Below are 24,282 nucleotides of genomic sequence, written 5' to 3'. Positions count from 1 at the left end.
AATATATACCCCTCCCTACAGCTTAAACTGTTTCTTTCGTTAAAATTTTCTTGGCAAACGCTTCAGCAATTTTCACACCAGCTGATGTCATAATATCTAGATTTCCTGAATATTTCGGAAGGTAATCACCAGCCCCTTCAACTTCTAGGAAAATCGTTACTTTATTTCCTTCAAAAATAGGTTCTGTACGAAGACGATAGCCTGGCACATAGGATTGAACGACTTCAACCATCTCGTCAATCGACTTCCGAATGGCCTCTTCATTCATCGTTCCATCTTCCACAAGCGTATATACGGTATCACGCATCATAATTGGAGGTTCCGCAGGATTTAAAATCATAATCGCTTTTCCCTTTTTCGCACCCCCAACTACCTCTATAGCCCGCGAAGTAGTTTCTGTGAATTCATCAATGTTAGCCCGTGTTCCAGGACCAGCACTCTTACTTGCAATCGTAGCAACAATTTCTGCATATTCGACTGGTGAAACGCGATTTACAGCATGAACCATAGGGATTGTTGCTTGTCCACCACAAGTAATTAAGTTGATATTATCCTTATCTAAATGGTCATTAAGATTTACTGCAGCACAAACGAGTGGCCCTACTGCAGCAGGAGTCATATCGATCACTTTAATGCCAGCCTCTTTTAACACCTTTGCATTATATACATGCGCTTTGGCGGATGTGGCATCAAATACAATGTCAGCCTCTAATTCAGGGTCTGCCAGAAAACCATCGATTCCCGTATGAACCCCTGCATATCCTAATTCTCTTGCACGACGTAACCCATCTGATTGTGGATCAATTCCAATGACAGCTGTTAGTTCTAAAAGTTCTGAGCGTCCCAGCTTAATCATTAAATCTGTTCCAATATTACCTGAGCCGAGAATAGCTACTTTTACTTTTGCCAAAATCATTCTCCTCCTAAAATAAATGTCTTTCTCTATTGCTTATTCTTTATAACCTAAGTCTTTAGATATCTCTATGGCTGCCCTTTTGATCCCTGTAATCACGTTTGGTAACTTTTCTTCATCCAGTCTGACTTTTGGTGCAGCACAGCTAATTGAAGCGATTACATTTCTCTGATGATTAAAAATTGGAGCAGCTACACATTTTAGCCCGAGTTCAATCTCCTCATCATCAATGGCAAATCCTTGTTCACGAACTGTGATTAAATGCTTCTTGATTTCATCCATATTTGTCATCGTAAACTCTGTAAACGATTTCAAAACCACCGATGATAAAATTCGTTGAACCTCATTTTCACTTAAGAAAGCAAGGACAGACTTTCCAACTCCTGTACAATGAAATGGTGCCCGTTTGCCAATATGCGAGTAAATCGAAAGGGCATTCGGTCCTTCGACCTTTTCAACATAAACCAGTTCATCCCGCTGTAAGATAACTAAGTGAACGGTTTCATTTAATTCCGCCACAAGCTCAGTAATGACTGGCATGGCAATTTTTCTAATATCAAGATGTTTCCCAACAAAATTCCCCAGTTCAAATAGCTTGATTCCAGGCTTATACTTCAAATCATCGGGATTTTGTTGAAGAAATCCTCTATGCTCTAAAGTTTTCAGGATGCCATGAATTGTACTTTTCGATAAATTTAAATGCTGACTGATCTCTTTAACACTTAGTTCAGGATTAGTTTCTAAAAATAATTCAAGAACATCTGCAGCCCTTTCAATCGATTGAATGAATCGCTCGGCCATTATCATCCTTCTTCCTTTCGTTCGTCATTATCGAACGACGTTCGTAAATTTGAAAATTTATAATGTAATACTAATGCCCATTCTTTATTATGTCAATATACTTTGAATTCGAACTATATTTTTTTTGTTATTCTGACATTAGTAATTTTTTTACAGAATAAAAAAAACTGTTTCCTTCATTTAGGAGAACAGCCGTGTAAATGATTTATCCTATTCTTGGATGGATTAACCAATAATCTCGAATTGCTTAAATCCAGTATGATCAGGTAGAAAATCTACTATTTTTTTTCTAAAATAATGACACTCACCCTTATCAATAATCACGTGAAAGCCATCGATTTCAAGCTCTACATCGTTTGTTTGAACCGATTCCTCAATGGTTATTTTAATTTTCATAAAACAACTTTTCCTCATTTGTAACCGGACCAGTTGCAAGCCTGTTGTCTTTAATCTGTTCTGCAATTCTTCATGTGCTGCTTCCGTAATCGTAAACATAATAACTTCTCCTTTTTTGCTGTATGATTAGATTCGCTCTACACTCTATATCAAATATTAGCCAGCTCTCTTCTCAGGAGAAAGTGAACCTGCCCCATGCTTCGCCCACAACATTGTTAAAACTATCCCAAAAACTAGAACTACTGTCGCAAAATAGTATGGGTAGTTAATATCAATATCAAATAATATCCCCCCTAGAATGGGACCACTAATGTTGGCCAAACTAGTAAACATAGAGTTCATTCCACCAACGAAACCTTGTTCATTCCCAGCGATATTAGAAAGATATGAAGTAACCGCAGGTCGAAATAAATCGAATCCGACAAAAACCAGAAAGGTAACCAATAAAATCATCATATAGGAATGAACAACGGTCATGAAAAAGACAAGTAAGGCTGATAAAATTAAGCTGTAGCGAATCAATTTTATTTCACCCCAGACTCGAGTAAGCCGATCAAATAGCAAAACCTGTGCCACAGCCCCAAAAATTCCGCCACCTGTGATAATAATGGCGATATCGGATGGTTGAAATTGAAACTTGTGATCAACAAACAGACTAAAAAATGATTCGAAAGCTGCTAAACCAAATGAGACAATAAAAATTAAAAGAAAGGCGATAAAGTATTTTGGCACAAAAATCAATTTGAATCCTCTCTTACCCTCAGAATCCTGTTTTTTATTTTCTTCTGAACGCTCCGGCTCGGATAATAAAAGAGCTGATAGAACTGCAGCCATCGTACCAAGTCCACCTGCAAAGAAGAATGGCACACGTGTCCCAAATTCCGCCAAAAATCCACCGATACCGGGACCAATTATAAATCCAGTACTTATAGCCGCTGACATATACCCAAGTGCTTTAGGTCGAGTATCCATATTGGTAATATCAACAATAAATGCTGTAACCGCAGGCATAATAAATGCCGCACTTATTCCGCCTAAAATTCTAGAAAAAAATAACATATCGATTTCTTTTCCAATCCCGAATAAAAATTCAGAGATACCGAAAATAAATAAGCCAATTACAATCATCATTTTTCTACCAAATTTATCTACTGCTCTCCCTGCAATGGGCGAAACAATCAATTGAGCAATGGCGAACGCCGCTGTTAAATAGCCGACAGTTGTACCGGTTATTCCTAATTCATTCATTAACGTCGGTAAGACTGGAATGATGAGGCCAATTCCTAAAAACGCTATGAACAAATTCATTAATACTAATCCTAAAGCAACTTTATTGGACTTCATTTTTTACATTCTCCTTAACAAAATAAATCCCCGCAAAAAAATCTGTATGTTCAATTACATCTTAAGGTATATAGTCACTATAGAGTCAAGGAAGGTGCTTACAAAAATGAGGAGAAGTTGCGAAGCTTGAAAATGAAAAAGTGAAAACGAAACTAAAACTAGCTACAAGTCCTTTGTCTCAAAGACAAAGGACTTGGTTTATTTTTCTGAAAATAGTCAATAATCTGAAGGGAATTGAGATTTAGTTGAAGTTTTTATAAAGATTCCCCATCTCAATTGCACCAACTGCTGCTTCATAGCCTTTATTTCCGGCTTTTGTACCAGCTCGTTCAATCGCTTGTTCAATGGAGTCTGTTGTTAGGACGCCAAAGATAATCGGAACGCCACTTTGCATCCCTATGTTTGCCACACCTTTGGCCACTTCACTGCTTACATATTCAAAATGAGGCGTAGATCCTCTTATCACCGTTCCTAGGGTAATAACGGCATCAAAATCTCCTTTGTCTGCTAATTTTTTTGCTGCAAGAGGAATTTCAAATGCCCCAGGAACCCACATCAAAGTAATATCTTCATCATTAACCCCATGTCTTTTCAGTGCATCCTCTGCTCCATCCAGTAACTTACTTGTAATAAACTCATTAAAACGAGCAACCACAATGCCAATTTTCAATCCTGTACCAACTAAATTACCTTCAAATACCTTTTTCATGATCGCATCACTCCTTAAAATGTTTGTTTTTAGATCGTGTGTATTTTCTTTTTAGGTGCTTCCTTCTCCAATCGATACTGGATTAAATCTTTGATGGTGATCATTTTTAGATTGAATTCTCTAGCCACTTCTTTGAGGTCATCTACCCGTGCCATTGTTCCATCATCTTTCATAATTTCACAAATGACACCTGCTAACTTAGAATTTGCTAATCTTGCCAAATCAATGGCCGCTTCAGTGTGTCCAGCACGACTGAGGACGCCACCTTCTTTTGCTACAAGCGGAAAAATATGTCCAGGTCTTCGAAAATCACTTGGAACAGATTCTTCATCCAGTAATTTTTGAACAGTCAAGGCTCTCTCAAATGCGCTAATTCCTGTCGTTGTCTCAATATGGTCAACACTAACAGTAAAGGCTGTTTCATGATTGTCTGTGTTAACCGCCACCATTGGGTTTAGTTCAAGTTTCTCGGCAATAGATTCGGCAATGGGAACACAAATGAGACCTCTACCTTCTTTAGCCATGAAATTAATCATTTCCGCTGTTACAAAGTCCCCCAGGCCAACAAAATCCCCTTCGTTTTCACGATCCTCATCATCACAAACAATAATGACCTTTCCCGCCTTTAAGTCCTCTAAAGCATCCTCGATATTATGGAACATGAGTTATTACTCCTTTCATGATAAAATTCAAGCATCATTTGGCCATCAGAATGAACTACTACATAAACCCGTGTTCCTTTAAAAAATCTACAGAAATCCTGTTTTCTTGCTTATGTTGTTCATTTTTTCCCATAAAGGAGTAGAGGTACTTTCCGATCATATCGAATTCAATATTCACCTTGTCTCCGATTTTTTTATTACCTAGGACACTTTCCTTCACAGTGTGAGGAATGATGGAGACGGTAACAGTGTGATTATGAATCCCAAATATGGTTAAGGATGTACCATCAATGGCAATTGATCCTTTATATAAAGTTAGGTGTAAAAATTCCTTAGGGAAAATAATGTCAATATAAATAGCATTCGCTTTTGGTTCTCGTTTAACAATTTGCCCGATAGCATCAACATGTCCAGTCACAAAATGTCCACCAAACCGACCGTTTGCGCTCATCGCTCGTTCTAAATTCACAAGCGAGCCTTGCTGTAGATCGGAAAGGGATGTACTTTGAAAGGTTTCAGGCATGACATCCGCAAGGAAGGAATCCTTGTTAAACCCAGTTACGGTCAAACAGACACCATTCACTGCAACACTGTCTCCAAGGTTTAAGTCGTCAAGAACCTTCCTTCCTTTTATCGCTAAAACTAACGTATTCCCGTGGGCTTGTATCTTTTGAATGGTCCCTAATTCCTCAATGATTCCGGTAAACATAATGGTTTCCCTCCTTTTTTAGAGGCTTGAAGTTAGTTTAATACAGATTTAATGTAAATAGGATTTTTTCCTCCTTAGGGTCTTTTGGTGATTAAAAAGAGGGCATGTACGATTTTTCTTTATAAGTTCTCCGTATAAAAAATCCCTTACCATTATTGGCAAGGGAGAAAAAAGCAACACAAATAAACGTCAAAAATAGTTTTTTTTGAACAATTTATCTATTCCTTCTCCCATCCAGACTTTCACTGTCGGCTTTGGAATTTCACCAAATCCACCGTGCTCATTTATGAACCCGGGTCACGGACTAAGAGGTCACCCTCATCACCGCCGGTTGGGACTTACACCCGACCCCGAAGGAAATTCTATTCAATTAGAAAAAATCATATCAGAATAACTAAATTTCTACAAGCTATCGCTTGATAAGGGTACACCCATGCTTGAAACTAAATTTCATTTTCACCTTCTGTGTAAGGTATTAGTATTTTCCCGTTTTGGACTAATTCAAGAAAAACATCTGCGATTTGAGGGTCGAATTGTGTTCCTCTTCCTTTCTTAATTTCATCAAATGCGTACTCAATGTCCATTCTTGTCCGATACGCTCTTTTGGATGTCATGGCATCAAATGCATCTGAAATGGCAATTATTCTACCTACCAATGGAATCTCCTCCTTTTGCTTTTGATGAGGATATCCTGTTCCATCATATTTTTCATGGTGAAATAACACCATGTCCAATATGCCATTTTTATTAAAGTAAGGGATATTCTTTAAAATCTCATAACCGATTCTGGGATGTTGCTTGATCTGATTATACTCCGTATCTGTTAACCTGGAAGGCTTATTTAGAATTGATTCAGGAACTCCAATTTTCCCTATATCATGCAAAAGCCCACCTATATAAAGATTATCGCAGATTCTTTTACTTAATTTCATAGCTCTTGCGATTTCCTGTGAATAATAAGCGACGTTTTTCGAATGGGAGGCAGTGTAACGATCTCTAGCATCCAAAGACACCGCCAAAGTTATTATCAAATTTACCAGTGTATCTTGTTCATTTCGTACTTTGTCCATTAGAACCTTTACGGTAAATGCAAGTAGAAAATAACAAAACCATGCAAAAATAAATAATTCAATCGTCCATCTATGGACCGAATTATAATATAATACCCAGGCTGTCAATAGAGAGAGGAGGATAATGATTATATAAGAACGAAAAACCAGGCCAACTATAATCATGAATGGGACATAAGTTAAGATTAATGTACTATTTTTAAAAATCGTACTATCGATGAGAATTCCAAGAGGAAATAATATCATTCCAAGAAATATGAAAATTGGACTCTTTCGGGGATTAAAGCCAGATATACGAATTTTTGTTTTCAAGAAAAAGATCCTTTCATGTTTATTTCATTAGCTCTTTTACCCTATCGTAGGATATTTCCCACTCACTAAAAATAACATATCCAATTTCTCCAAAAACGAGTCATTTCTCAATGTATAGGACTGTTTTGACAATATTTCTATACACCCTTTTCCTGTTCATTCTCCAGACATCTGGCCCATCTGGCTTTGAGAACACTTTTATGTATTTATAGTAAGAGATGACATTAGATGATAATATAAGGGAAAATGCATTCGTTTTGCTGTGGTTGACGGAATTCCCTTTTTTCAACCAAGTTGCATCAGAATATTTTATTAAAGGAATTGAGGAAATGATTAAAAGAAGAAAATGGATGTTGTTTTCCTTCCTGCTTCTATTTACGTTTACAGCGTATTTTGGATATCTTCATATAAAAATAAGGGAACACGGGAAACTAAAAGTTTCTGACCAGGCAGAGTATATCATTATCCTTGGAGCAAGAGTGAATGGCACAACACCGTCATTGTCACTGCAATATCGAATTGATGCTGCAGCTACCTATTTAAAGCACAACCCACAAACCATTGCCGTGGCATCAGGGGGTCAAGGTCCAGAGGAGAAAATGACCGAAGCTGAAGCCATTAAACAAGGCTTAATGTATCAAGGTATCGATGAATCAAGAATAATTTTAGAAGATAGGTCGACTAGTACTGTTGAAAACATCAAATTTTCCAAGAAACTTATTCCCCATAACCTCGAAAAGGGGATTATTGTTTCGAATGATTTTCATCTTTTTCGGGCTAAAATGATTGCCAAAGATCATGGCTTAGAATTAGAAGGCCTTCCAGCCAGAACCCCAACTGTAGCTATATTCAAGTCGTATACTAGAGAATATTTAGCGATTTCAAAGTATTGGTTATATAAATCTATTAAATAACAAACACAGTGACGAATAACCTTACACCAGTATAATAAAAAGTAGATTAGTTAAAAATATGAGGAGCATTATTTACTGAAATTCAAGGGGATAAGTAGATGAAGATTCGATTTGGGTATGTAGCCAATGCACTTGGATTATGGGAAGCAAGTCCTTCAAAAACATTAACTTTTTCCAGATATTCCGCCCTTCCCATACACGAGAGAATGGAAAAGCTTAAAGCCGTAACCGCACAAAATTTAGCCAACACGAGAAGAATTTTATATTATAATATCGCCCATGAAATCGAATTGTATCGGTTTTCTAGTTCACTCGTCCCCCTTGCAACTCATCCAGAAGTACTGTGGGATTTCATCACTCCATTTAAATACGAATGGAATGAATTGGGAAGACTGGTCCAAAACTTTAAGCTCCGCGTGAGCTTTCATCCCAGTCAATTTACCCTTTTCACAAGTCCCCGTGAAGAAGTAACAAGGAATGCGGTGAAGGATATGGAATATCATTATAATATGCTCCGAGCAATGAATGCTCTCGATACCGGAATCATTAATATTCATATCGGCGGCGCCTATGGAGATAAGAATCAAACATTATCCCGCTTTCATAAAAACCTAACCCAATTGCCATTTGAAATAAAAAAACAGATGACACTAGAAAATGATGATAAGACCTATAATGTTGGTGAAACACTTGCTACATGCGAAAAGGAAAACATTCCGATGATCCTTGATTATCATCACTATATGGCGAATAAAGGGGAGCTTGACCTCGCCAATTATTTAGAACGCATTTTTCATACATGGAATGCTACTAACAACATACCGAAAGTTCACCTTTCTTCCCCAAAGTCAGAGCAAGCTTATCGAGCACACGCCGATTTTGTCTCGGTAGATTTTATCTTACCTTTTTTAAAAATGGCTAAGGCACTTAATCAGGATTTTGACATAATGATTGAAGCAAAACAAAAGAATATTGCCATGCAAAAACTGATCGAAGAGCTTTCGACAATTAGGGGAATAAAACGAATTTCGAGTTCAGTGTTGGAATGGTAACAATCGACCAGTGCCTAGCATTAGTCGATTTTTTATATTCACCTACATAATTTCAGGAACGAAAGGCAAAATCTTAATAATAAATCTTTTTACGTAGGTGAATCGAATGGACATATATCATCAGAACCAAACTTACCAAGCTGGAGATATCGTTTACGTATTTTATCGAAATCCCCATACTCAGGATGTAGCGAATATCCAGGCAGCAGCGGTTGTTAACAATCCCGAGAAAGAAAATGAATTGGCTTTATTTTTATATGAGACGTATTATCCATTATCAAGCGATATGGCTGTTTATTCGACAGAGGAAGAGGCAAATCAAGCCTACAATTACTATTATGGTAATGCCTCAGAAGGGATACTGGAATGAATAAACCATTTACGCCAAAGCTTATTTATTTCGAACCTCAAGCACTAGACTATCCATTAGGAAAACAGCTACTCGAGAAATTTGAAAAGCTGGATGTTGAAATACGATATACAACCTCCCATAATCAGGTAAGGAACTTGCCAGGGGAAAATGACTTCCAAAAGTATCGGGTAGCAAAGTCCACACTAGTAGTGGGTGTCCGCAAAACACTTAAATTTGACACGTCAAAGCCTTCAGCAGAATATGCGATTCCATTTGCAACAGGTTGCATGGGGCATTGCCATTACTGTTATTTACAAACGACAATGGGGAGTAAACCTTATATTCGCACCTACGTAAATGTTGAGGAAATTCTTGATGCTGCGGATCAATATATGAAAGAAAGGGCCCCGGAGATGACAAGGTTTGAAGCATCTTGTACCTCAGATATTGTCGGCATTGATCATTTAACTCATACTCTTAAAAGGGCAATTGAACATTTTGGCACATCGGAATATGGGAAATTGAGATTTGTAACCAAATTTCATCATGTCGACCACCTTTTGGACGCCAAACATAATGGAAAAACGAGATTTCGATTTAGTGTAAACGCTGATTATATCATCAAAAACTTCGAACCTGGGACCTCCCCATTAGAGAAGCGAATTGAAGCTGCGGGAAAAGTTGCAAGAGCCGGTTATCCACTTGGTTTTATCGTTGCTCCTATTTACCTCCATGATGGATGGGAAGATGGTTATTTTCGCATGTTTGAACGATTGGAAGCAGAATTACCTCCTGATGCAAAGAAAGATTTAACATTTGAATTTATCCAACATCGTTTTACAAAACCAGCAAAGAAAGTTATTGAAAAAAACTATCCAATGACAAAATTAGAATTAGACGAAGAAAAAAGAAGGTATAAGTGGGGAAAATACGGGATTGGCAAATACATTTATCAAAAAGAAGAGGAAGAAGATATTAAAACTCATCTTTATTCCTACATGGAAAAATTCTTCCCAAATGCAAAACTAGAGTATTTTACCTAAACAATGACAGTAATTTGATGGACCTACTAACCCCAAAATAAAGGGAGACGGATCACCTCCGTCCCCTTCACCTATTGTGCAGCGTTAATATTTTCAATTTCCAATTACCCAAAATCGACTAGCTACAATTCGGATCTCTTAATCATTATGCATTCCACATCATGTGACTAGCTTGATACGTTTCAATAGATAACTCTGGCTAGCTTTTTTCAATTGAGCAGATGTTACTTTAGGCGGTATGGTAGATTTAGAAGCCCGTGGATACATAATATTATTTTTATTGTTATTATGGGCATGATCATATTTTAGATTCCCTTGTTTGTCTCTAATTGGCTCTCCCCTGGCGTTTACTAGTAAATATGGATTAGGATCTTTTTTATCATGATACCTATTTGAATAATATAAAACGTGACCTATTTCATGTGCAACCACCCACGGGTAATCGCCTGCACTTTCGGAGACGACAATTAAGTATGGAGGTTTTTTGGTATCATACGCAAGAGCAAGACCACCGGTTATCCCCTTAAATCCCACCCCAGGTAGATAGATAATGATGACATCAGGTCTTACTTTTCTTATTAAAAAATATTCTATAACCTGATCATATAGTGCTTTTAATTTTACATTTTTATATAGCGATTCTTGACCAATGTTAGTAGATTTAATACTTGTCTTCAGCCGCATCCACCCTATATGCTCAAACGAAATTCCTTTCCATATTCTTTGTGCATTTTGATATGGCTTAAAATAGTCCATTCCTTTTAATTGAGCAGAGACAATGGAAACAATCGTTATTCTTGGCTTTAATTTAATACCTAACAGCTCTTCATAATCTTTAAACTGTTCCATAAATCTCCCTCTTTTTTTAGTAATTACTAGTAATGTATGAACTATGTAGATTTATGGTTTGGGTACTTGTCTATTCCTTTATTTTTTTGGACAACCGAGAATATTCCTAACTTCCTTATTCATATTAGGTTTATTTTTAGAGTAAACATAAAAAGGTACACGAAGAAGGAATTTAAGCTGGGATAGTTGAATAAGTAATTCTAGTTTTTAATTTTGTTGAAATTCCAAAATCATTTGTCAAAAATACGGAGGGAAGCTTTTGAAAACATTTTTTCAATATAACTGGATGGTAAGAGAAGAATGGTATCGATGGTGTGAAGAGTTAAATGAAGAGGAACTGCTTCAAACAAGGACTGGCGGTGTAGGCAGTATCCTACAAACCCTCTTCCATATAGTCGATGTGGAATGGAGCTGGATACGCATTATCCAAGGCAATCCAGATTTCCAGGAGAATTTTGATGATTTTAAAAGCTTGGACCTCGTTCGAAAATTGGATTCTGAATTCCGAGTGGAAGTGGAGAATTTTGTAAACAACTGGGATGATAGTATGGAGAATCAATTATTTTACGATACCCTACCTGATGGAAGAATCGTAACGGATACTTGGGGTGAGGTAATACGTCATATCATTGCCCATGAAATTCACCATATAGGACAATTATCAATCTGGGCAAGGGAACTTGGGAAAAAGCCTGTATCGGCCAATTTAATTGGACGTGGGTTAATCACTGCTTCTAATAAATAAGTGTATTGCTATTGCTTTGACAATGCTACGTCCCAGCAATTCCAACGATTGTTTTTTATAGGGATGTTTTGGATAACTTTGGTATAGAGACCCTCTCTCTATACCATTTTTTTATGGCTTGTTTTGGTATTCGTGTTTATAGAATATTATTTCTGATTTTTGGTGAAATTATCGTGGAATGATACATCAGGAAGCACTACGGTAAACATTGGTAGGACCAATTCTTACCGCATTTTAGTATACATGGATGTGATTTTACATGAAAAATGAGACGGTCGTTGAGGAATTAAATACATTACTTAGGGGTACGTATATGGGAATTCGAGCCCTAGAGCATTATATACAAAAAGTAAACAATGATGATTTAAAAAAACAATTTCAAACTATGCAGCAAGAAGTAAAACTAGATGCCCTAACGTTAGCAGAACGAATTCAAAATTTAGACGGTGTTCCAGCAGATGATGAAGGTTTTTCCGGTTCGATGCATTCTTTTATACATAAATTAACTCTCTCAGACGATACGAGGGAAATTATTGAGGATGCATTACAAGGAAATGAAACCTATGGTGTCCATTACGCAGAGGAACTCGTTAAGGGAGATTTAGATCCTGAAACTAAGCGTATCGTTGAAGAAGTGATTGATACTAACCGTAAACATGTTTCTCAGTTGAGAAATTTACTTCATTAAATAAGGTTGATTTTCCTATTTGGAAATTCCCCCCTAGTATCTAATCAATTAAATAGATAAAAATATAATGAACATTCTTGTTCATTTATCGAATAAGAAAACCCTTAAAAGGAGTGAATTAAATTGGAAGCGCAAAATCAGTCGCAAGCATCACTGTTAAATTATAAACAAGGTCTGGGTACATTCACTCAAAAAATGCCGGAGCTAGCGAGAGCTTATAATGAATTTACTGAGATTTGCTTTCAGGAAGGCAAGCTAAGCAAAAAGGAAAAGCAACTAATTGCGTTAGGCATCAGTATTCATGCACAGGATGAATATTGCATGATTTATCACCTAAAGGGATGCATTGATCAAGGGTGTACCGAGGATGAAATATTTGAGGCGATAGGTGTTAGTGCTGCATTTGGTGGTGGTGCGGTAATGAGTCAGGCGGTAACTTTAGTCCAACAGGTCATAAAGGACTTCCAACCAGTAAATTAAAAAAGGTGATTATATGTCATTGAGACAAGATAAAATTGATGTGACAGACAGGGTAACAGCGAAATTAAATGATGGAGAAATTCAATTATTTTTGGAGGGAGCCCCGATAGGGAAAATAAGACTTCCTGAAAATATTCAATACGAATTAGATCACCATTTCGAAGAGGATACTCAAAAGATTTATCAACATGTAACAACTACCCATCACCCTGATGCTAAATATACTGATTGTGATGATGGGGGATGGTGTTAGTTTAGTTGCAAAGGAACTTGAACGGTTGAAAAAATAAAAATTGGAGACCGGCTCTATACCATTTTCAAATTAGTAGTATAGAGACCGGCACACTCCAATCTTAACTGGTTCTTTTTAATTCCTTTATTGTTTCTAACAAATTCTCCATTTCAATATTCTTTGCAATCTTTTGCTGGATAGGCTCGACAAATTGTTTAAAAGGATAGAGATCAACAGGATGTATTTCCGCACCTTCTTGTAGTGCAATTTCTTTATATACAGCTTCCTGTTCAAATAATACTCGTCTTTCTTCGAAGACCGCTGCTTTTGCTGCTTCCAGAATGACTTTTTTTTGTGTTCTTGATAATGCGCTATAAACATTTCCATTCATTAATAATAAGCGAGTGGTGTACTCGTGACCTGTCTCTGTGATGTATTTTCCATTGACTGTTTTATGATGATGCTGTTGAACAAAGTAAGGATACGAATTCTCTGCAAAATCAATCTTTCTTTGCTGAAGTCCCTGATATATTTCTCCCCAAACGATAGATGTTGTAATTGCTCCTATTTTTGTTAAGTATTCAGCTATAACACCAGACGTCTGTGTTCGAATAGTCATCCCTTTTAAATCATCTAATCCACCAATGCGCATCTTCCCATAATAGTGCCTAACCCCGGCAGTGAAGTAACCTAGGACTTGCATACTATCGTTGGATCTTCTTTTAACAAGGTTTGAAATGGTTACTCCAACCTTTCCGTCCACTACTTTTTCCCAATGATTATAGTTCTCAAAAAGATAAGGTATTGTTAAAAGATCGAGTTCTGGAATCCCCATCCTAGAAATAACGTTTGGTGAAACAATAACTAAATCGATGGTTCCCTTTTGAAGCTTGTTTAGTAATTCAATCTCATCCGTTCCTAATGTACCAGGATGAATTTCAACTTGAATGGTATTACTCGATAATTTTTCTACTTCCTCTTTAAACTTTTGCAATCCTAGTTGATAAGGATTATCCGTAGAAGTTTGATTATGGGCAGCAATGATCTTCATTTTCATTCCTGCAGATTTACCTACTCTAGATAAAAGTTTATCGTGCAATTTTATTTGTTTCTGTTGTTGATTAATCGCTGGATTGATCATCCAAAGATTCTTATCTTTGGTGATTGTTGTAAAGTAATGTCCAATTGCTTTTTGATATTCATCAAAATTATCGATGGAACGATTGATATTTAGCCATGCCTGTGCAAACTTTACTTTCATTTCTTCCTTAAACATATCAAGACTATGACATTCAATGTATCGATTTTTATCAAGGATAAAATTATTAAAATGATCCATTTCCTCGAAACATTGTAGTACTTCTACATAAATACGACCGTCTAGCTTGGCTGCCTCTGGCAAAAGTTTGTTACTATACGAATTTTTTAAATTCTTAAGTGGCTCATATTTAGTTTCTATTTCTTCCGGATGTTCCATAAAAGGACTAATCATGGATTTAAATTCAGAAAGAAAGTATTCACTTTCTATTTTTACGTTATTTATCGCCTCTATTTTTTGAGGAAAAGACTGAATAAATTCTCTTTCTAGTTCCTTTTGATAGGCCTTCTTATAGGAATTATCAGAATGTCTTATAGTTAAGGACACCCCTATAAGGGTTAATATTCCTCCTAATATTGACCCAAAATAGGCTAATGTATCCGGTTCCGCTATTCTTAGATTAAGCGATCTAATAAAGGCCATGGGAATGATTGGAGAAACAATTAGAGCAAGGGTCACTAGGAGATTAGTAGGTCTCAGTATTTCTTTCAGCTTATTTAACATTATAGCCTCCAACTTTCAATAAACTATCATAAACTAGTATATATTAAGATCACTGTTCTCTGTACATCATTTGTTATTTTCCTGAAATAGTTTTAGAGAAATGCTAATAATTGAAACCTTATAAGCATAAAGGCAGTCAAAAAATAGGCTGTGTTAAGTAGTTTGTTGATTTCCGCTGCAGGTGCAAAAATACAACTTTGTCCACATTAACACAGCCAAAAATAAAAACCTTCCACAGGGGGAAGGTCTTAAAAATCATTTGTTTATGTGCTTAATAAGCACGAGCAAACCAAACGGTATGCTGGGCTTCTTTTCCACAATTCAGGCAAGTGTGCTTTGTTGTTGGTGGATTAAATGGAATGTTACGGGTTGTGAATTTTGTTTTTTCTTTCACGCTTTCTTCACAGGCATCGTCCCCACACCAGCCAGCTAAAATCCAACCAGGGATGTTTCCGTTTTCGTCAGAATCCGCCAAATGCTGTTCCAACTGTTCCATCGTATCGATATGCGTATGTGAATGCTCAGCACGGAAAGCTTTAGCTTTTTCGAATAGGCGAGTTTGCATCGTCGCAAGCTCACCTTCAATGCTTTCTACAATGGATTCTAAAGATACGGTCACTTTATCCGCTTCGTCACGGGCCTTCATGATAGCTTGATTATTCTCTAAATCACGAGGTCCAAGTTCAATGCGAACAGGAACACCCTTTAACTCCCATTCATTAAACTTAAAGCCTGGTGATTGGTCAGAATCATCCAAACGAACACGAATTCCTTTTGCTTTTAAAGCGGCAAAGATTTCATCTAACTTCTCGATAATGGCAGGGTTCTTTTTCCAAGGACCAACTGGAATCAGGACAACCTGAGTTGGTGCGATTCTTGGTGGTAAAACAAGTCCTTGCTCGTCACCATGAACCATAATCACCGATCCGATCAAACGTGTCGATGAACCCCAAGATGTTGTATGGACATATTCGTGTTTATTTTCTTTATTCAAATATTTAATTTCAAAAGCTTCCGCAAACTTTGTACCTAAGTAGTGAGAAGTACCTGCTTGCACCGCTTTCCCATCCTTCATCATCGCTTCAATCGAGTAGGTATCGACCGCACCGGCAAAGCGCTCAGATGGAGTTTTTTGGCCATCATAAACTGGGATTGCCAATAATCCTTCCACAACTTCCTTGTAAATGTTTAACATTTGCATTGTTTCTTTACGTGCATCTTCTTCATCAACGTGAGCTGTATGACCTTCTTGCCATAAAAACTCAGAAGTACGGATGAATGGGAGAGTTTTCTTTTCCCAACGGAATACGTTAGCCCATTGATTAATTAAAACAGGAAGATCACGGTAGCTCTTAATCCAACTTGAATACAAATGACCGATCATTGTTTCAGAAGTTGGGCGCAGTGCTAAACGCTCTTCTAATTGCTCGCCAGCAGCTTCTGTAACCCAAGGTAATTCTGGAGAGAACCCTTCAATATGATCCTTTTCCTTTTGGAAGAACGATTCTGGAATTAACATTGGGAAATAAGCATTGCGGTGGCCCGTTTCTTTAAAGCGCTTATCCATTTCTGCCTGAATATGTTCCCATAACTCATAGCCGTCCGGTTTAAAAGCGATACAACCGCGAACTGGCGTGTAATCCATCAAATCAGCTTTTTGAATGGTATCAATATACCATTTTGTAAAATCATTTGTGTTTTGTGACATTGACTTTTCCTCCTAGAAGTTTTTTGAAAAATAAAAAAAGCATAAAGAAGTCCTCCAAAAAGGACGTCCTTATGCTTAATAGACGTGGTACCACCTTAGTTCGACCTTAATAACCTTTATTAAAGTCCTCTAACGTTTTTAACGAAACGACTCGGTTAGCTTTTCCTAACATCTCCGTGGTAGGTTTCAATAAGAAGAGGTGATATAGCTTTCAGCCATGGCTATATTTTCTGTTTCACAATCCTTATTTACTTGATCACTTCATTGATTGATATTTTTATTCAATATTATGGTAACACATATATTAGACGACTTTCAATGAAGTGTCAACTGGATTAAAAGATTGTGCCTGATTTTATTAACGCCTATCCTTCCGCCAGCAATATTAACAGATGCAACTGTTTTATATAACAAGATAAGTTATCCCTGTATAAAAATGTCAACTAAATTGACATTTGTTATCGAATTCAGTTAAAATATATTTAGTCAACCAGGTTGTCAAACAAATCAGGGAACAATGTTATGTATAAAAGGTCCTGCTAATTATAAGAATGGAGAATGATGTATGTTTGAAAAAATATATTTTATCTACAATCCGTTAAATAACTTACAAGATTGGATAGCTGAAAGAGAATTGAAAATGGGCTCTGAAAAGTTAAAAAATGTGTTCGGGGTCCTTTACCTGAGGGATCTTACAATCATGCTTCAATATAACATCCCATTCAAGGATTCCATTATGAAGAAATTCATACTCCAATCAGATAATAATATCTCGTTATCTCATGTTTGCCGGTTGATCAATAAGATTGAGCTAGATGAATTTTTAATGAAAGAGGTTAATGACGCGGGATGGAACGTAAAGTCTATTCATTCCACCTACCCTGCCTCGATTGAAATAAAGGACGGCTATTATGATTGGGATGCGGAAAAGAGTTGTTATGTTGAGGCAACTAAGATTCTAAAAGCATAGCATATGAGAGATTACTAGTTTTGCATTCTTTTTAATAAATTGATTTTGGTATAGAGAGTGAATCTCTATACCATTTTTCGATGATTGATTGGGTATATCGAAGTAGAGATTGGCTCTTTATGACAAGGTCGTATTCAATGCATTATCTCTCTGTTCTTGCGTCCATCCTAGCAGACCACCAGTATGAATGAAAAGAATGTTTTTAGCATCTATGAAACGACCATCTTGTATTTCAGAAACCAATCCATAGAACGCCTTACCCGTATAAACTGGGTCAAGAAGGAATCCGTGCTCGCGACTTGTTTTCATGATGAAGGCCAGCTCCTTTGGTGCGCTTTTGGCATAACCGTTGCCAATATATTGGTCATTTATCAAGATATCGTTATACTCTACTGGTGCTTCCAATCCTTCGTTATGATACATTTCCTTAAGGATATTTTTAATCGAAATGACAAAGGCATTAGAACTTTGGTCAACCGCGTAGCCAACTATTTTTCTTGGAGTTCCTAGTTTTTGATTGGCGTACCAAAGCCCGGCATATGTTCCACCTGAACCTACTGCAATAACAACCACATCAAACTGAATCCCCATATCGTTTTCCTGGGCTACAATTTCCTCGATTGCTGCAGAATATCCCAAGGAACCTACCGCATTTGATGCGCCTACTGGCATGACATATGGTTTATAACCTTGTAATTTTAAGTCTTCTACAACTTCAACTATTTTGTCTTCTCTAGATTCCTCGGGTGTAATCAGGTGGACACGGGCACCAAAAGCTTGATTCAAAAATAAATTTCCTTCATGATGGCCCGGAATTTCACCTCTCACGACAAGGTCACAACCTAATCCTAACCTTGCAGCAACAGCCGCTGTCGCCCGACAATGATTGGATTGGATTCCCCCCGCCGTTACCAATGTGTCACACCCCTGCCGAAGTGCATCTGCCACTGAAAACTCAAGCTTCCGTACCTTATTTCCACTAATCTCTGTACCTGTGTAATCATCCCGTTTTAAATATAGATTAACTCCCAATTCTGCACTAAGTCGATCTAATTTATGAATTGGAGTCGGTAGATTTGCGATATGTAGGCGTTCCATTTTTATACCCCCTTGGTTTCCTCGCGTTTTTTCTTCTGCTAGACTTTTTAAATTCGAATAATAGACAGACTCTTGAAACGAACTGAAAGTCACTTCTACTTGTTTGCAAATTAATATTAACATATTCCCGACCCTGTTCTGATTACTTTTCTTAAGACTTGCAAAGTAGCTTAGCAATTTCTAATTTTCGGATTCTTAATAATGTCACTAGATGATACAATAAAACCAAAGGGGGTAGCTTTGTAGTGATTCAATCAAATATGACACCTGAAGCAATTGTTGAAATTTGGAGAATTACGGCTGAAGTTTTTAAAAAATATAAAGTACCATTAAAAAGGCAATCTTTAGAAATATTGGTTGAAGACGAAATATTACCATTACTACTTCAAGAACTGAATTCGGCTATTGGCAGTTCTCCTAAAACTTGTATAGAAGGTGGTTGACTTGTACCAGCGATAAAGGAGTAGGTTACTCCTGACGAAGGTATGGAAGTACACCTCGCCTTAATGTATTGTTCTAAAAAAGTTCAATTTCATTTTAATATGATGGATTGACGATAGGACGCGATTAGGTAATATTGAAAATGGGTCATATCATTTTAAGGTGGTTTTTAATAATGACAAAAATAGTTAACCTTTTATTTTTAGGAGTATTGGTTTTCCTTACTGCGTGTGGTAATGCAGGTTATAAGAATGTATCTACCGAAGATTCGAAACGGTTAATCGATAACAAAGAAGTGGCTGTGTTAGATGTGAGATCCCCTGATGAATTTCAAGAAGGCCACATTCCTAATTCCACCCTTATTCCATTACAAGAATTAGAAAATAGATTAAGTGAACTAAATAAAGAAACTACTTATTTAGTCGTGTGTAGAAGTGGAAATCGCTCAGAGCAAGCCAGTGACATTTTAGTAAAAAACGGATTCTCAAAAATCTATAACATGACTGGCGGTATGAACAACTGGACATATGAAATTGAAATTGAGCCAGAGCCCTCACATTAAGAATGGCTCTTTTTCCTTTTATTAGGAGATCGGTGACAGGCACCGTTTAATAATAGGATTGTTATTACACTTATATATCCCAAAATTGCAATGATGGAAACTTCCACGCCGAAGCTTCCGCCGGTTAGTAAAGCGGATTTGGACAGTAATGTATAGGACATAATGGCACCATCATGATTGGACTTTCCAATTTTCAAAATATTGCCTATGATGATGATATTCCAAATACCATGTACCATTGCGCTACTCCAAATAGATCCACTTACATAGACGATGAGCGAGAACATGATCCCAACACTGGTTCCTCCGATGAACAAAAGAAGCAAATCAACCATCTGGAGGTTTGCGCCAATTGCATGAAGTAAGCCAAAAAAGACAGAAGGCACGACAATAGCCACGACCTTTCCCCATCTTTTTTCAAAAGAGTGCATCATTAGCCCCCTAAAGATGATCTCTTCTGCGATACCAACACCTATCCCAGTTACAAAAATGGCTGTTATCAATGTTTCGATTACCTGAATAGCAGGAATTTCATTGACGACAAACTTTCCCGGAGTACACAGCAGTATGGCACTAACGATAAGCGGTAATAGAAGCGAAACAACCACCCATTTCCAGCTTAGGCCAAATCTAGTTATTCGGCTCTCATTCAAACATAGCTTTAGAATCTTTTCGCTGATAATTTTAGCACCCACATACGATAACATGACATATAATACCGCAAAAATAATGGGTGATACCATTCTTGAGATTGGAGCCAAGTAAATAAGACTTGAAAGACCTTGGGCTAAGAATAATAGTACTATAGACAAAACGATCCCTACGATTGCCTTTCCTGTAGTGAGTGTTTTTGGCATTTTCCCCCCTCCTTCAGTAAGGATACTACTATATTATTAGATCTTATTCTGAATTCTGTCACGATTAGCTAACAAATCAATACAATTTCATACTTAAAGATGCGTAAATACGAAAAGTTGCCCAGAGGATTTTTCCTGTTTAGTTCCGATCGGCCTGTTTAAAACTATATAAATTGGATTTTAAAAATATGCTTCACAAATCAAAAGAGCGTATTTTTGACCAAAGAAACGGCCAAAAATACGCTCTTTTATTTATCCAATTAGGAGTTGATCAATCCGCCCATCTATTTCTTCAACAGTCGTTCCCAACGATAATGCTAATTCATGAAACAAGATGTTTTGGATGGTCTGTAAAAGCTTGCGATCCTGATCGTATAGTTTCTTACTATTCGCCTTCATTTCGAGATTTTTACGCATTAAGGTACTGGCAATCCTAGCTATCTTACTTCGGTCTCCCGAATGGATAAGTTCATTATATTTTCGACTGCGTAGCTTAGGGTCGTCAATCCACTCTATGCCCGGTTGTTGAAAAGTGGCAATAATTTCTAAAGCACTTTCACGATCCAACGTCTTTAGCATTAACACTTTTTTGCTATCGATGGGTACGCTGATGATTAAATTTTCTTGATCTAAAGGATGCAATTCGTAATAAGTTTTCGTCTCATCGGAAATCGTTTTTTCACGAATATCATCCACTCGACATAAACCATGTTCTGAATAAACAATAACCTCACCAATTGTAAACATTATCATGGCTCCTTTTTCACTTATCATCAACTAGGTTGATAAAATTAGTTTACCACGATTTGATGTTTTCGTCAATTTAGTTGACAACATAATAACCTTTTTGTATAGTAACGGTAAAAAACAGAAAGCAGTGAGTCGTTTGAATCATGAATTTCAACATTTGGACTTGTTAGATCTTTTAAGTGAGCGTCATTTCCAACTTCGTAATCGAATTGAAAAGAGATGGAACGAAACGCATGATCTATATATTTCAAACTCGGAATGGTTTATTATGGCTAGAATTTATCAAAAACAACCTACGATTGCCTATGTCTCCAAAAATGTAAATATTTCTCGACAGGCTACTCATAAATTTATTAAAAGTCTGGAGTCAAAAGGATTGGTTGAAATCCGTGATGCGGAAGGCAACAAGAAAGAGAAATCTGTCCGCCTAAGTAAATTCGGTGAAGCCTGCTATGAGGAAAATCAGGCACTAAAGGCAAAACTTGAGGAAAAAATAGCCAAACAAATTGGATCCGAAAAAGTCTTACTTTTAAAAGAAATCCTCAAAATAGACTGGGGTCTATCGCAGGACTAAGTTAATAAAAACTCCTCTACAACAGATAACCACTTCATTGTCATTTTGTCATAGAGGAGATTGGTGACAAGTACCGCTTCACTTCCATTTATTAGGAGTTCGGTGACAGGCACCCGATTAATTTAAGTTTAACGGACGTAATTTGGCTTCGATTTCGTTTCGTTTCGGTTCTAAAAATGGTGGGAGGGCTAGTTTTTCTCCCATTGTTTCCATGGGTTCATCGGTCGCAAATCCTGGTGTGTCAGTTGATAATTCGAATAATATGCCATTCGGTTCTCTGAAATATAAGGCCTTAAAGTAATAGCGTTCCACTTCCCCTGAATTTGGTAAATGGTATTCCTTTAAACGATTAGCCCAACGGTCGTATTCTTCTTCATTCGGAACACGGAATGCCACATGGTGAACACCACCGCGCCCTAAGCGAACTCTTGGCAAATCCGTTCTTGTTTCAATATGAACTTCCGCACCGCTGCCGCCTTCAGCGGTTGCATAAATCAAGATATCGGGAAAATTTCCTTCAAGTGACGGATAGGAACCGACGAAGCGAAAGCCCATCACCTCTGTTAAAACGCCAATGGTTGGTTCTGACATTGAAACTGTGAGCGTTACAGGTCCTAAACCAATAATGGCATGTTCGAGTGGTATATCATCCTTTTGCCATGGGATCCCTGCTCTTACACCTTTTTCACTATTATCGGCTACTAGAATTAAGCGAGTCCCTTCATAATCTCTGAATGCCAATGTATCGCGGTTAGCTCTTTTTTGAATCTCATCATGTTCGACCCCATATTGTCGAAAACGCTCTTTCCAAAATAACAATGAATCAGAATTTTTAACCCGTAAAGATACGGTAGAAATATCTGAGGTTCCTTTGTAAGTTTTACCAAGGTGAGGAATGTCAAAGAACGTCACTTCAGTCCCCGGTGTACCTTCTGCATCGGCATAAAAAAGATGATAGGACTCAGTGTTATCTTGATTAACTGTCTTTTTGACTAATCTCATTCCTAATATTTGTGTAAAGAAGTCATAATTTTTTTCAGCTTTTCCTGTCAATATAGATACATGATGTAAGCCCAATAGTTCCATTTCCATCACTCCTCTAACGTTATTTTTACATTTAATCCTAAATATATTGTAAGTTTCTTCGGAAGATCAGATTAATTACAAAATAAAATCTCGAATTCAATTATTTTGAATTCGAGATAATAATATTACAAATTTATTTCATTGTCAATAACAAGTTTCCTTATATTAGGAGATTGGTGACAGGCACCGTCAATTATTTACTCACAAAATAATCTTCTCCTAGAAGTTGTTTAGTTTCATAGGTGCCTAATTTTAATTCGCTTTTAACGTATGTGTTGATTTCGGTTTGGTTTAGGTCGTATAGGATTTCGATTTCTTTTGAAAATAGTAGTTTTTCTTTTTCGATAATCTGTGAAAGGGATGGTAGCGGTCTCGGTTGTGGATCTGACTCATTTAAGACTCTTCTTAGTCCATCAATGTAATATTCCAGTGGACGACTGCCAACAATTTTCACCCCTTTATTTTCTTCATTAACAAGTACAATTGTTGGAAAACCTCGTACTCCAAGACTTCTGGTAAGCGCAAAATCTTCGTTTAATAATTGTTTACCGATGTCACCTTCCGCTTCATCAACGATTGCCGCCCCATCAAGCCCCAACCTATTGACGATATCAATCATAACCGATTTCTCTCCAATATTTCGATTAAACGCAAATAGCTCTTCTCTTGCTCTGCGTAAAAATTCATAGGCTATTTCATGATGATGATTTTTTTGAATAATCTTAAACACGCGTGAAGGAGGATACGATGATTGTACCGGATTGTCCAGCATCAGTGAACCGTCAATGGGCATGCGTGAATACTCCCCTACTTCTCTCCAATGACCAGCGACGTCTTTTGGTGCAGCGATACCGTTCGCAGGGTCTACAGGATCGTTACCCCATTTTTCGAGCAACCCTCCCATTACTGGTCGGAAATTGAAGTAATGCCCATATTCCTCTTTAAAGCGTCGAAGCGTAGGTTCCAATGCCCAGCAATGTGAACAAATTGGATCCGTCACATAGTAAAGATCAATCGTTTTTTGCGGTTGATTAAAATCAATTACCTCTATTTCCCCCTCATCAGCTACCCCACAAACACCCGTTTCCAAATCACAAATCATATTATTTTTACTCATGTTATCTAACTCTCCTTCTTGGTAAT

General features: G+C 37.2%; 27 protein-coding genes, 1 pseudogene, 1 riboswitch and 1 other annotated feature. Of the genes and pseudogenes, 12 read left to right on the top strand and 16 right to left on the bottom strand.

The genetic code is table 11. The features are described from left to right. Positions 1-22 precede the first annotated feature (22 nt). From ACX9YW_RS16610 to ACX9YW_RS16575, 8 genes and pseudogenes are all read right to left on the bottom strand, one after another. Positions 23-910: an acetaldehyde dehydrogenase (acetylating) gene (locus ACX9YW_RS16610; protein ID WP_460348456.1), complete on the bottom strand. Its 888-nt coding sequence runs from the start codon at positions 908-910 to the stop codon at positions 23-25. A 39-nt stretch (positions 911-949) separates the two neighbouring features. Further along, complete coding sequence (locus ACX9YW_RS16605; protein ID WP_460348454.1) at positions 950-1,714, bottom strand: IclR family transcriptional regulator; 765 nt, start codon at positions 1,712-1,714, stop codon at positions 950-952. 225 nt (positions 1,715-1,939) lie between these two features. Continuing rightward, a complete protein-coding gene (locus ACX9YW_RS16600) occupies positions 1,940-2,209 on the bottom strand; it encodes an iron-sulfur cluster biosynthesis family protein (RefSeq protein WP_460348453.1) in 270 nt (89 codons plus the stop codon). A gap of 57 nt (positions 2,210-2,266) precedes the next feature. Further along, complete coding sequence (norA, locus tag ACX9YW_RS16595) at positions 2,267-3,454, bottom strand: multidrug efflux MFS transporter NorA (protein WP_460348451.1); 1,188 nt, start codon at positions 3,452-3,454, stop codon at positions 2,267-2,269. Between the two features lie 241 nt (positions 3,455-3,695). Beyond that, entirely contained in the window at positions 3,696-4,163 is a 468-nt protein-coding gene (gene ribH, locus ACX9YW_RS16590) for a 6,7-dimethyl-8-ribityllumazine synthase (RefSeq protein WP_460348448.1), read from the bottom strand. Between the two features lie 56 nt (positions 4,164-4,219). Beyond that, a pseudogene (ribB, locus tag ACX9YW_RS16585) lies at positions 4,220-4,825 on the bottom strand (3,4-dihydroxy-2-butanone-4-phosphate synthase); the annotation flags it as partial. Positions 4,826-4,883: 58 nt separating this feature from the next. Next, positions 4,884-5,534 carry a riboflavin synthase gene (ribE, locus tag ACX9YW_RS16580; protein ID WP_460348446.1) on the bottom strand — a complete coding sequence of 217 codons (651 nt, stop codon included), beginning with the start codon at positions 5,532-5,534 and terminating at the stop codon, positions 4,884-4,886. A gap of 218 nt (positions 5,535-5,752) precedes the next feature. Continuing rightward, a riboswitch (FMN riboswitch) is annotated at positions 5,753-5,896 on the bottom strand. 81 nt (positions 5,897-5,977) lie between these two features. Next, on the bottom strand, positions 5,978-6,916 hold the full coding sequence (locus ACX9YW_RS16575; protein ID WP_460348444.1) for an HD-GYP domain-containing protein: 939 nt from the start codon (positions 6,914-6,916) through the stop codon (positions 5,978-5,980). 332 nt (positions 6,917-7,248) lie between these two features. Between ACX9YW_RS16575 and ACX9YW_RS16570 the strand changes: the two genes are divergently transcribed. The 4 genes from ACX9YW_RS16570 to splB all read left to right on the top strand — a co-directional run bounded on the left by ACX9YW_RS16570 (position 7,249) and on the right by splB (position 10,277). Continuing rightward, positions 7,249-7,830, top strand: coding sequence for a YdcF family protein (locus tag ACX9YW_RS16570; RefSeq protein WP_460348564.1), 582 nt, complete (start codon positions 7,249-7,251; stop codon positions 7,828-7,830). 98 nt (positions 7,831-7,928) lie between these two features. After that, positions 7,929-8,882: a UV DNA damage repair endonuclease UvsE gene (uvsE, locus tag ACX9YW_RS16565; protein ID WP_460348442.1), complete on the top strand. Its 954-nt coding sequence runs from the start codon at positions 7,929-7,931 to the stop codon at positions 8,880-8,882. 106 nt (positions 8,883-8,988) lie between these two features. Next, a complete protein-coding gene (locus ACX9YW_RS16560; protein WP_460348440.1) occupies positions 8,989-9,252 on the top strand; it encodes a transcriptional regulator SplA domain-containing protein in 264 nt (87 codons plus the stop codon). Beyond that, the gene (gene splB / locus ACX9YW_RS16555) at positions 9,249-10,277 is read left to right on the top strand and encodes a spore photoproduct lyase (protein ID WP_460348438.1); all 1,029 of its coding nucleotides are present in this window, start codon (positions 9,249-9,251) and stop codon (positions 10,275-10,277) included. Before ACX9YW_RS16560 ends, splB begins: the two co-directional genes overlap by 4 nt. A 159-nt stretch (positions 10,278-10,436) precedes the next feature. Here splB and ACX9YW_RS16550 read toward each other — a convergent pair whose 3' ends face one another. Beyond that, positions 10,437-11,126 (bottom strand): hypothetical protein, encoded by a 690-nt coding sequence (locus ACX9YW_RS16550; RefSeq protein ID WP_460348436.1) that lies wholly within the window; start codon positions 11,124-11,126, stop codon positions 10,437-10,439. Positions 11,127-11,385: 259 nt separating this feature from the next. Between ACX9YW_RS16550 and ACX9YW_RS16545 the strand changes: the two genes are divergently transcribed. From ACX9YW_RS16545 to ACX9YW_RS16530, 4 genes are all read left to right on the top strand, one after another. Continuing rightward, complete coding sequence (locus ACX9YW_RS16545; RefSeq protein ID WP_460348434.1) at positions 11,386-11,871, top strand: DinB family protein; 486 nt, start codon at positions 11,386-11,388, stop codon at positions 11,869-11,871. A 259-nt stretch (positions 11,872-12,130) separates the two neighbouring features. Continuing rightward, positions 12,131-12,559 (top strand): DUF2383 domain-containing protein, encoded by a 429-nt coding sequence (locus ACX9YW_RS16540; protein ID WP_460348432.1) that lies wholly within the window; start codon positions 12,131-12,133, stop codon positions 12,557-12,559. A gap of 123 nt (positions 12,560-12,682) precedes the next feature. Then, on the top strand, positions 12,683-13,039 hold the full coding sequence (locus tag ACX9YW_RS16535; protein ID WP_460348430.1) for a carboxymuconolactone decarboxylase family protein: 357 nt from the start codon (positions 12,683-12,685) through the stop codon (positions 13,037-13,039). 13 nt (positions 13,040-13,052) lie between these two features. Beyond that, on the top strand, positions 13,053-13,292 hold the full coding sequence (locus ACX9YW_RS16530; protein ID WP_460348428.1) for a YusG family protein: 240 nt from the start codon (positions 13,053-13,055) through the stop codon (positions 13,290-13,292). Between the two features lie 100 nt (positions 13,293-13,392). On the opposite strand, the gene ACX9YW_RS16525 is transcribed toward ACX9YW_RS16530, so the two are convergent. Together ACX9YW_RS16525 and proS are read right to left on the bottom strand one after the other, a co-directional pair. Then, positions 13,393-15,093 carry a TRAP transporter substrate-binding protein gene (locus ACX9YW_RS16525; RefSeq protein ID WP_460348426.1) on the bottom strand — a complete coding sequence of 567 codons (1,701 nt, stop codon included), beginning with the start codon at positions 15,091-15,093 and terminating at the stop codon, positions 13,393-13,395. A gap of 271 nt (positions 15,094-15,364) precedes the next feature. Beyond that, a complete protein-coding gene (gene proS, locus ACX9YW_RS16520; protein ID WP_460348424.1) occupies positions 15,365-16,801 on the bottom strand; it encodes a proline--tRNA ligase in 1,437 nt (478 codons plus the stop codon). Between the two features lie 56 nt (positions 16,802-16,857). Next, positions 16,858-17,075, bottom strand: a binding site (T-box leader). 291 nt (positions 17,076-17,366) lie between these two features. Between proS and ACX9YW_RS16515 the strand changes: the two genes are divergently transcribed. Then, on the top strand, positions 17,367-17,771 hold the full coding sequence (locus tag ACX9YW_RS16515; protein ID WP_460348422.1) for a hypothetical protein: 405 nt from the start codon (positions 17,367-17,369) through the stop codon (positions 17,769-17,771). 117 nt (positions 17,772-17,888) lie between these two features. On the opposite strand, the gene ACX9YW_RS16510 is transcribed toward ACX9YW_RS16515, so the two are convergent. Next, positions 17,889-18,869: a D-cysteine desulfhydrase family protein gene (locus tag ACX9YW_RS16510; protein ID WP_460348420.1), complete on the bottom strand. Its 981-nt coding sequence runs from the start codon at positions 18,867-18,869 to the stop codon at positions 17,889-17,891. A 245-nt stretch (positions 18,870-19,114) separates the two neighbouring features. On the opposite strand from ACX9YW_RS16510, the gene ACX9YW_RS16505 reads away from it, so the two are divergent. Both ACX9YW_RS16505 and ACX9YW_RS16500 read left to right on the top strand, forming a co-directional pair. Beyond that, positions 19,115-19,312, top strand: a complete 198-nt coding sequence (locus tag ACX9YW_RS16505; RefSeq protein ID WP_460348418.1) for a hypothetical protein — start codon at positions 19,115-19,117, stop codon at positions 19,310-19,312. Positions 19,313-19,485: 173 nt separating this feature from the next. After that, positions 19,486-19,872 (top strand): rhodanese-like domain-containing protein, encoded by a 387-nt coding sequence (locus tag ACX9YW_RS16500; RefSeq protein ID WP_460348416.1) that lies wholly within the window; start codon positions 19,486-19,488, stop codon positions 19,870-19,872. Here ACX9YW_RS16500 and ACX9YW_RS16495 read toward each other — a convergent pair. Both ACX9YW_RS16495 and ACX9YW_RS16490 read right to left on the bottom strand, forming a co-directional pair. Continuing rightward, positions 19,869-20,729 (bottom strand): CPBP family intramembrane glutamic endopeptidase, encoded by an 861-nt coding sequence (locus ACX9YW_RS16495; RefSeq protein ID WP_460348414.1) that lies wholly within the window; start codon positions 20,727-20,729, stop codon positions 19,869-19,871. The two genes, ACX9YW_RS16500 and ACX9YW_RS16495, sit on opposite strands and share 4 nt — an antisense overlap. Before the next feature lie 252 nt (positions 20,730-20,981). Next, entirely contained in the window at positions 20,982-21,476 is a 495-nt protein-coding gene (locus ACX9YW_RS16490; RefSeq protein ID WP_460348412.1) for a CarD family transcriptional regulator, read from the bottom strand. Positions 21,477-21,615: 139 nt separating this feature from the next. On the opposite strand from ACX9YW_RS16490, the gene ACX9YW_RS16485 reads away from it, so the two are divergent. Next, a complete protein-coding gene (locus tag ACX9YW_RS16485; protein ID WP_460348410.1) occupies positions 21,616-22,053 on the top strand; it encodes a MarR family winged helix-turn-helix transcriptional regulator in 438 nt (145 codons plus the stop codon). A 117-nt stretch (positions 22,054-22,170) separates the two neighbouring features. Here the strand turns inward: ACX9YW_RS16485 and ACX9YW_RS16480 are convergent, their stop codons facing one another. After that, positions 22,171-23,139, bottom strand: coding sequence for a ring-cleaving dioxygenase (locus tag ACX9YW_RS16480; RefSeq protein ID WP_460348408.1), 969 nt, complete (start codon positions 23,137-23,139; stop codon positions 22,171-22,173). Positions 23,140-23,332: 193 nt separating this feature from the next. Next, positions 23,333-24,256 carry a DsbA family protein gene (locus ACX9YW_RS16475; RefSeq protein ID WP_460348406.1) on the bottom strand — a complete coding sequence of 308 codons (924 nt, stop codon included), beginning with the start codon at positions 24,254-24,256 and terminating at the stop codon, positions 23,333-23,335. Positions 24,257-24,282 lie beyond the last annotated feature (26 nt).

The sequence above is a fragment of the Pseudoneobacillus rhizolycopersici genome (genome assembly GCF_054786815.1).
This window is presented reverse-complemented; position numbering and strand designations above follow the sequence as displayed.

Coding starts and splice junctions, on each gene's coding strand:
- ACX9YW_RS16605 (WP_460348454.1), bottom strand. CDS start 1,714: ATGGCCGAGCGATTCATTCAATCGATTGAAAGGGCTGCAGATGTTCTT.
- ACX9YW_RS16600 (WP_460348453.1), bottom strand. CDS start 2,209: ATGTTTACGATTACGGAAGCAGCACATGAAGAATTGCAGAACAGATTA.
- norA (WP_460348451.1), bottom strand. CDS start 3,454: ATGAAGTCCAATAAAGTTGCTTTAGGATTAGTATTAATGAATTTGTTC.
- ribH (WP_460348448.1), bottom strand. CDS start 4,163: ATGAAAAAGGTATTTGAAGGTAATTTAGTTGGTACAGGATTGAAAATT.
- ribE (WP_460348446.1), bottom strand. CDS start 5,534: ATGTTTACCGGAATCATTGAGGAATTAGGGACCATTCAAAAGATACAA.
- uvsE (WP_460348442.1), top strand. CDS start 7,929: ATGAAGATTCGATTTGGGTATGTAGCCAATGCACTTGGATTATGGGAA.
- ACX9YW_RS16560 (WP_460348440.1), top strand. CDS start 8,989: ATGGACATATATCATCAGAACCAAACTTACCAAGCTGGAGATATCGTT.
- splB (WP_460348438.1), top strand. CDS start 9,249: ATGAATAAACCATTTACGCCAAAGCTTATTTATTTCGAACCTCAAGCA.
- ACX9YW_RS16550 (WP_460348436.1), bottom strand. CDS start 11,126: ATGGAACAGTTTAAAGATTATGAAGAGCTGTTAGGTATTAAATTAAAG.
- ACX9YW_RS16540 (WP_460348432.1), top strand. CDS start 12,131: ATGAAAAATGAGACGGTCGTTGAGGAATTAAATACATTACTTAGGGGT.
- ACX9YW_RS16530 (WP_460348428.1), top strand. CDS start 13,053: ATGTCATTGAGACAAGATAAAATTGATGTGACAGACAGGGTAACAGCG.
- ACX9YW_RS16525 (WP_460348426.1), bottom strand. CDS start 15,093: ATGTTAAATAAGCTGAAAGAAATACTGAGACCTACTAATCTCCTAGTG.
- proS (WP_460348424.1), bottom strand. CDS start 16,801: ATGTCACAAAACACAAATGATTTTACAAAATGGTATATTGATACCATT.
- ACX9YW_RS16515 (WP_460348422.1), top strand. CDS start 17,367: ATGTTTGAAAAAATATATTTTATCTACAATCCGTTAAATAACTTACAA.
- ACX9YW_RS16510 (WP_460348420.1), bottom strand. CDS start 18,869: ATGGAACGCCTACATATCGCAAATCTACCGACTCCAATTCATAAATTA.
- ACX9YW_RS16500 (WP_460348416.1), top strand. CDS start 19,486: ATGACAAAAATAGTTAACCTTTTATTTTTAGGAGTATTGGTTTTCCTT.
- ACX9YW_RS16495 (WP_460348414.1), bottom strand. CDS start 20,729: ATGCCAAAAACACTCACTACAGGAAAGGCAATCGTAGGGATCGTTTTG.
- ACX9YW_RS16490 (WP_460348412.1), bottom strand. CDS start 21,476: ATGTTTACAATTGGTGAGGTTATTGTTTATTCAGAACATGGTTTATGT.
- ACX9YW_RS16480 (WP_460348408.1), bottom strand. CDS start 23,139: ATGGAACTATTGGGCTTACATCATGTATCTATATTGACAGGAAAAGCT.
- ACX9YW_RS16475 (WP_460348406.1), bottom strand. CDS start 24,256: ATGAGTAAAAATAATATGATTTGTGATTTGGAAACGGGTGTTTGTGGG.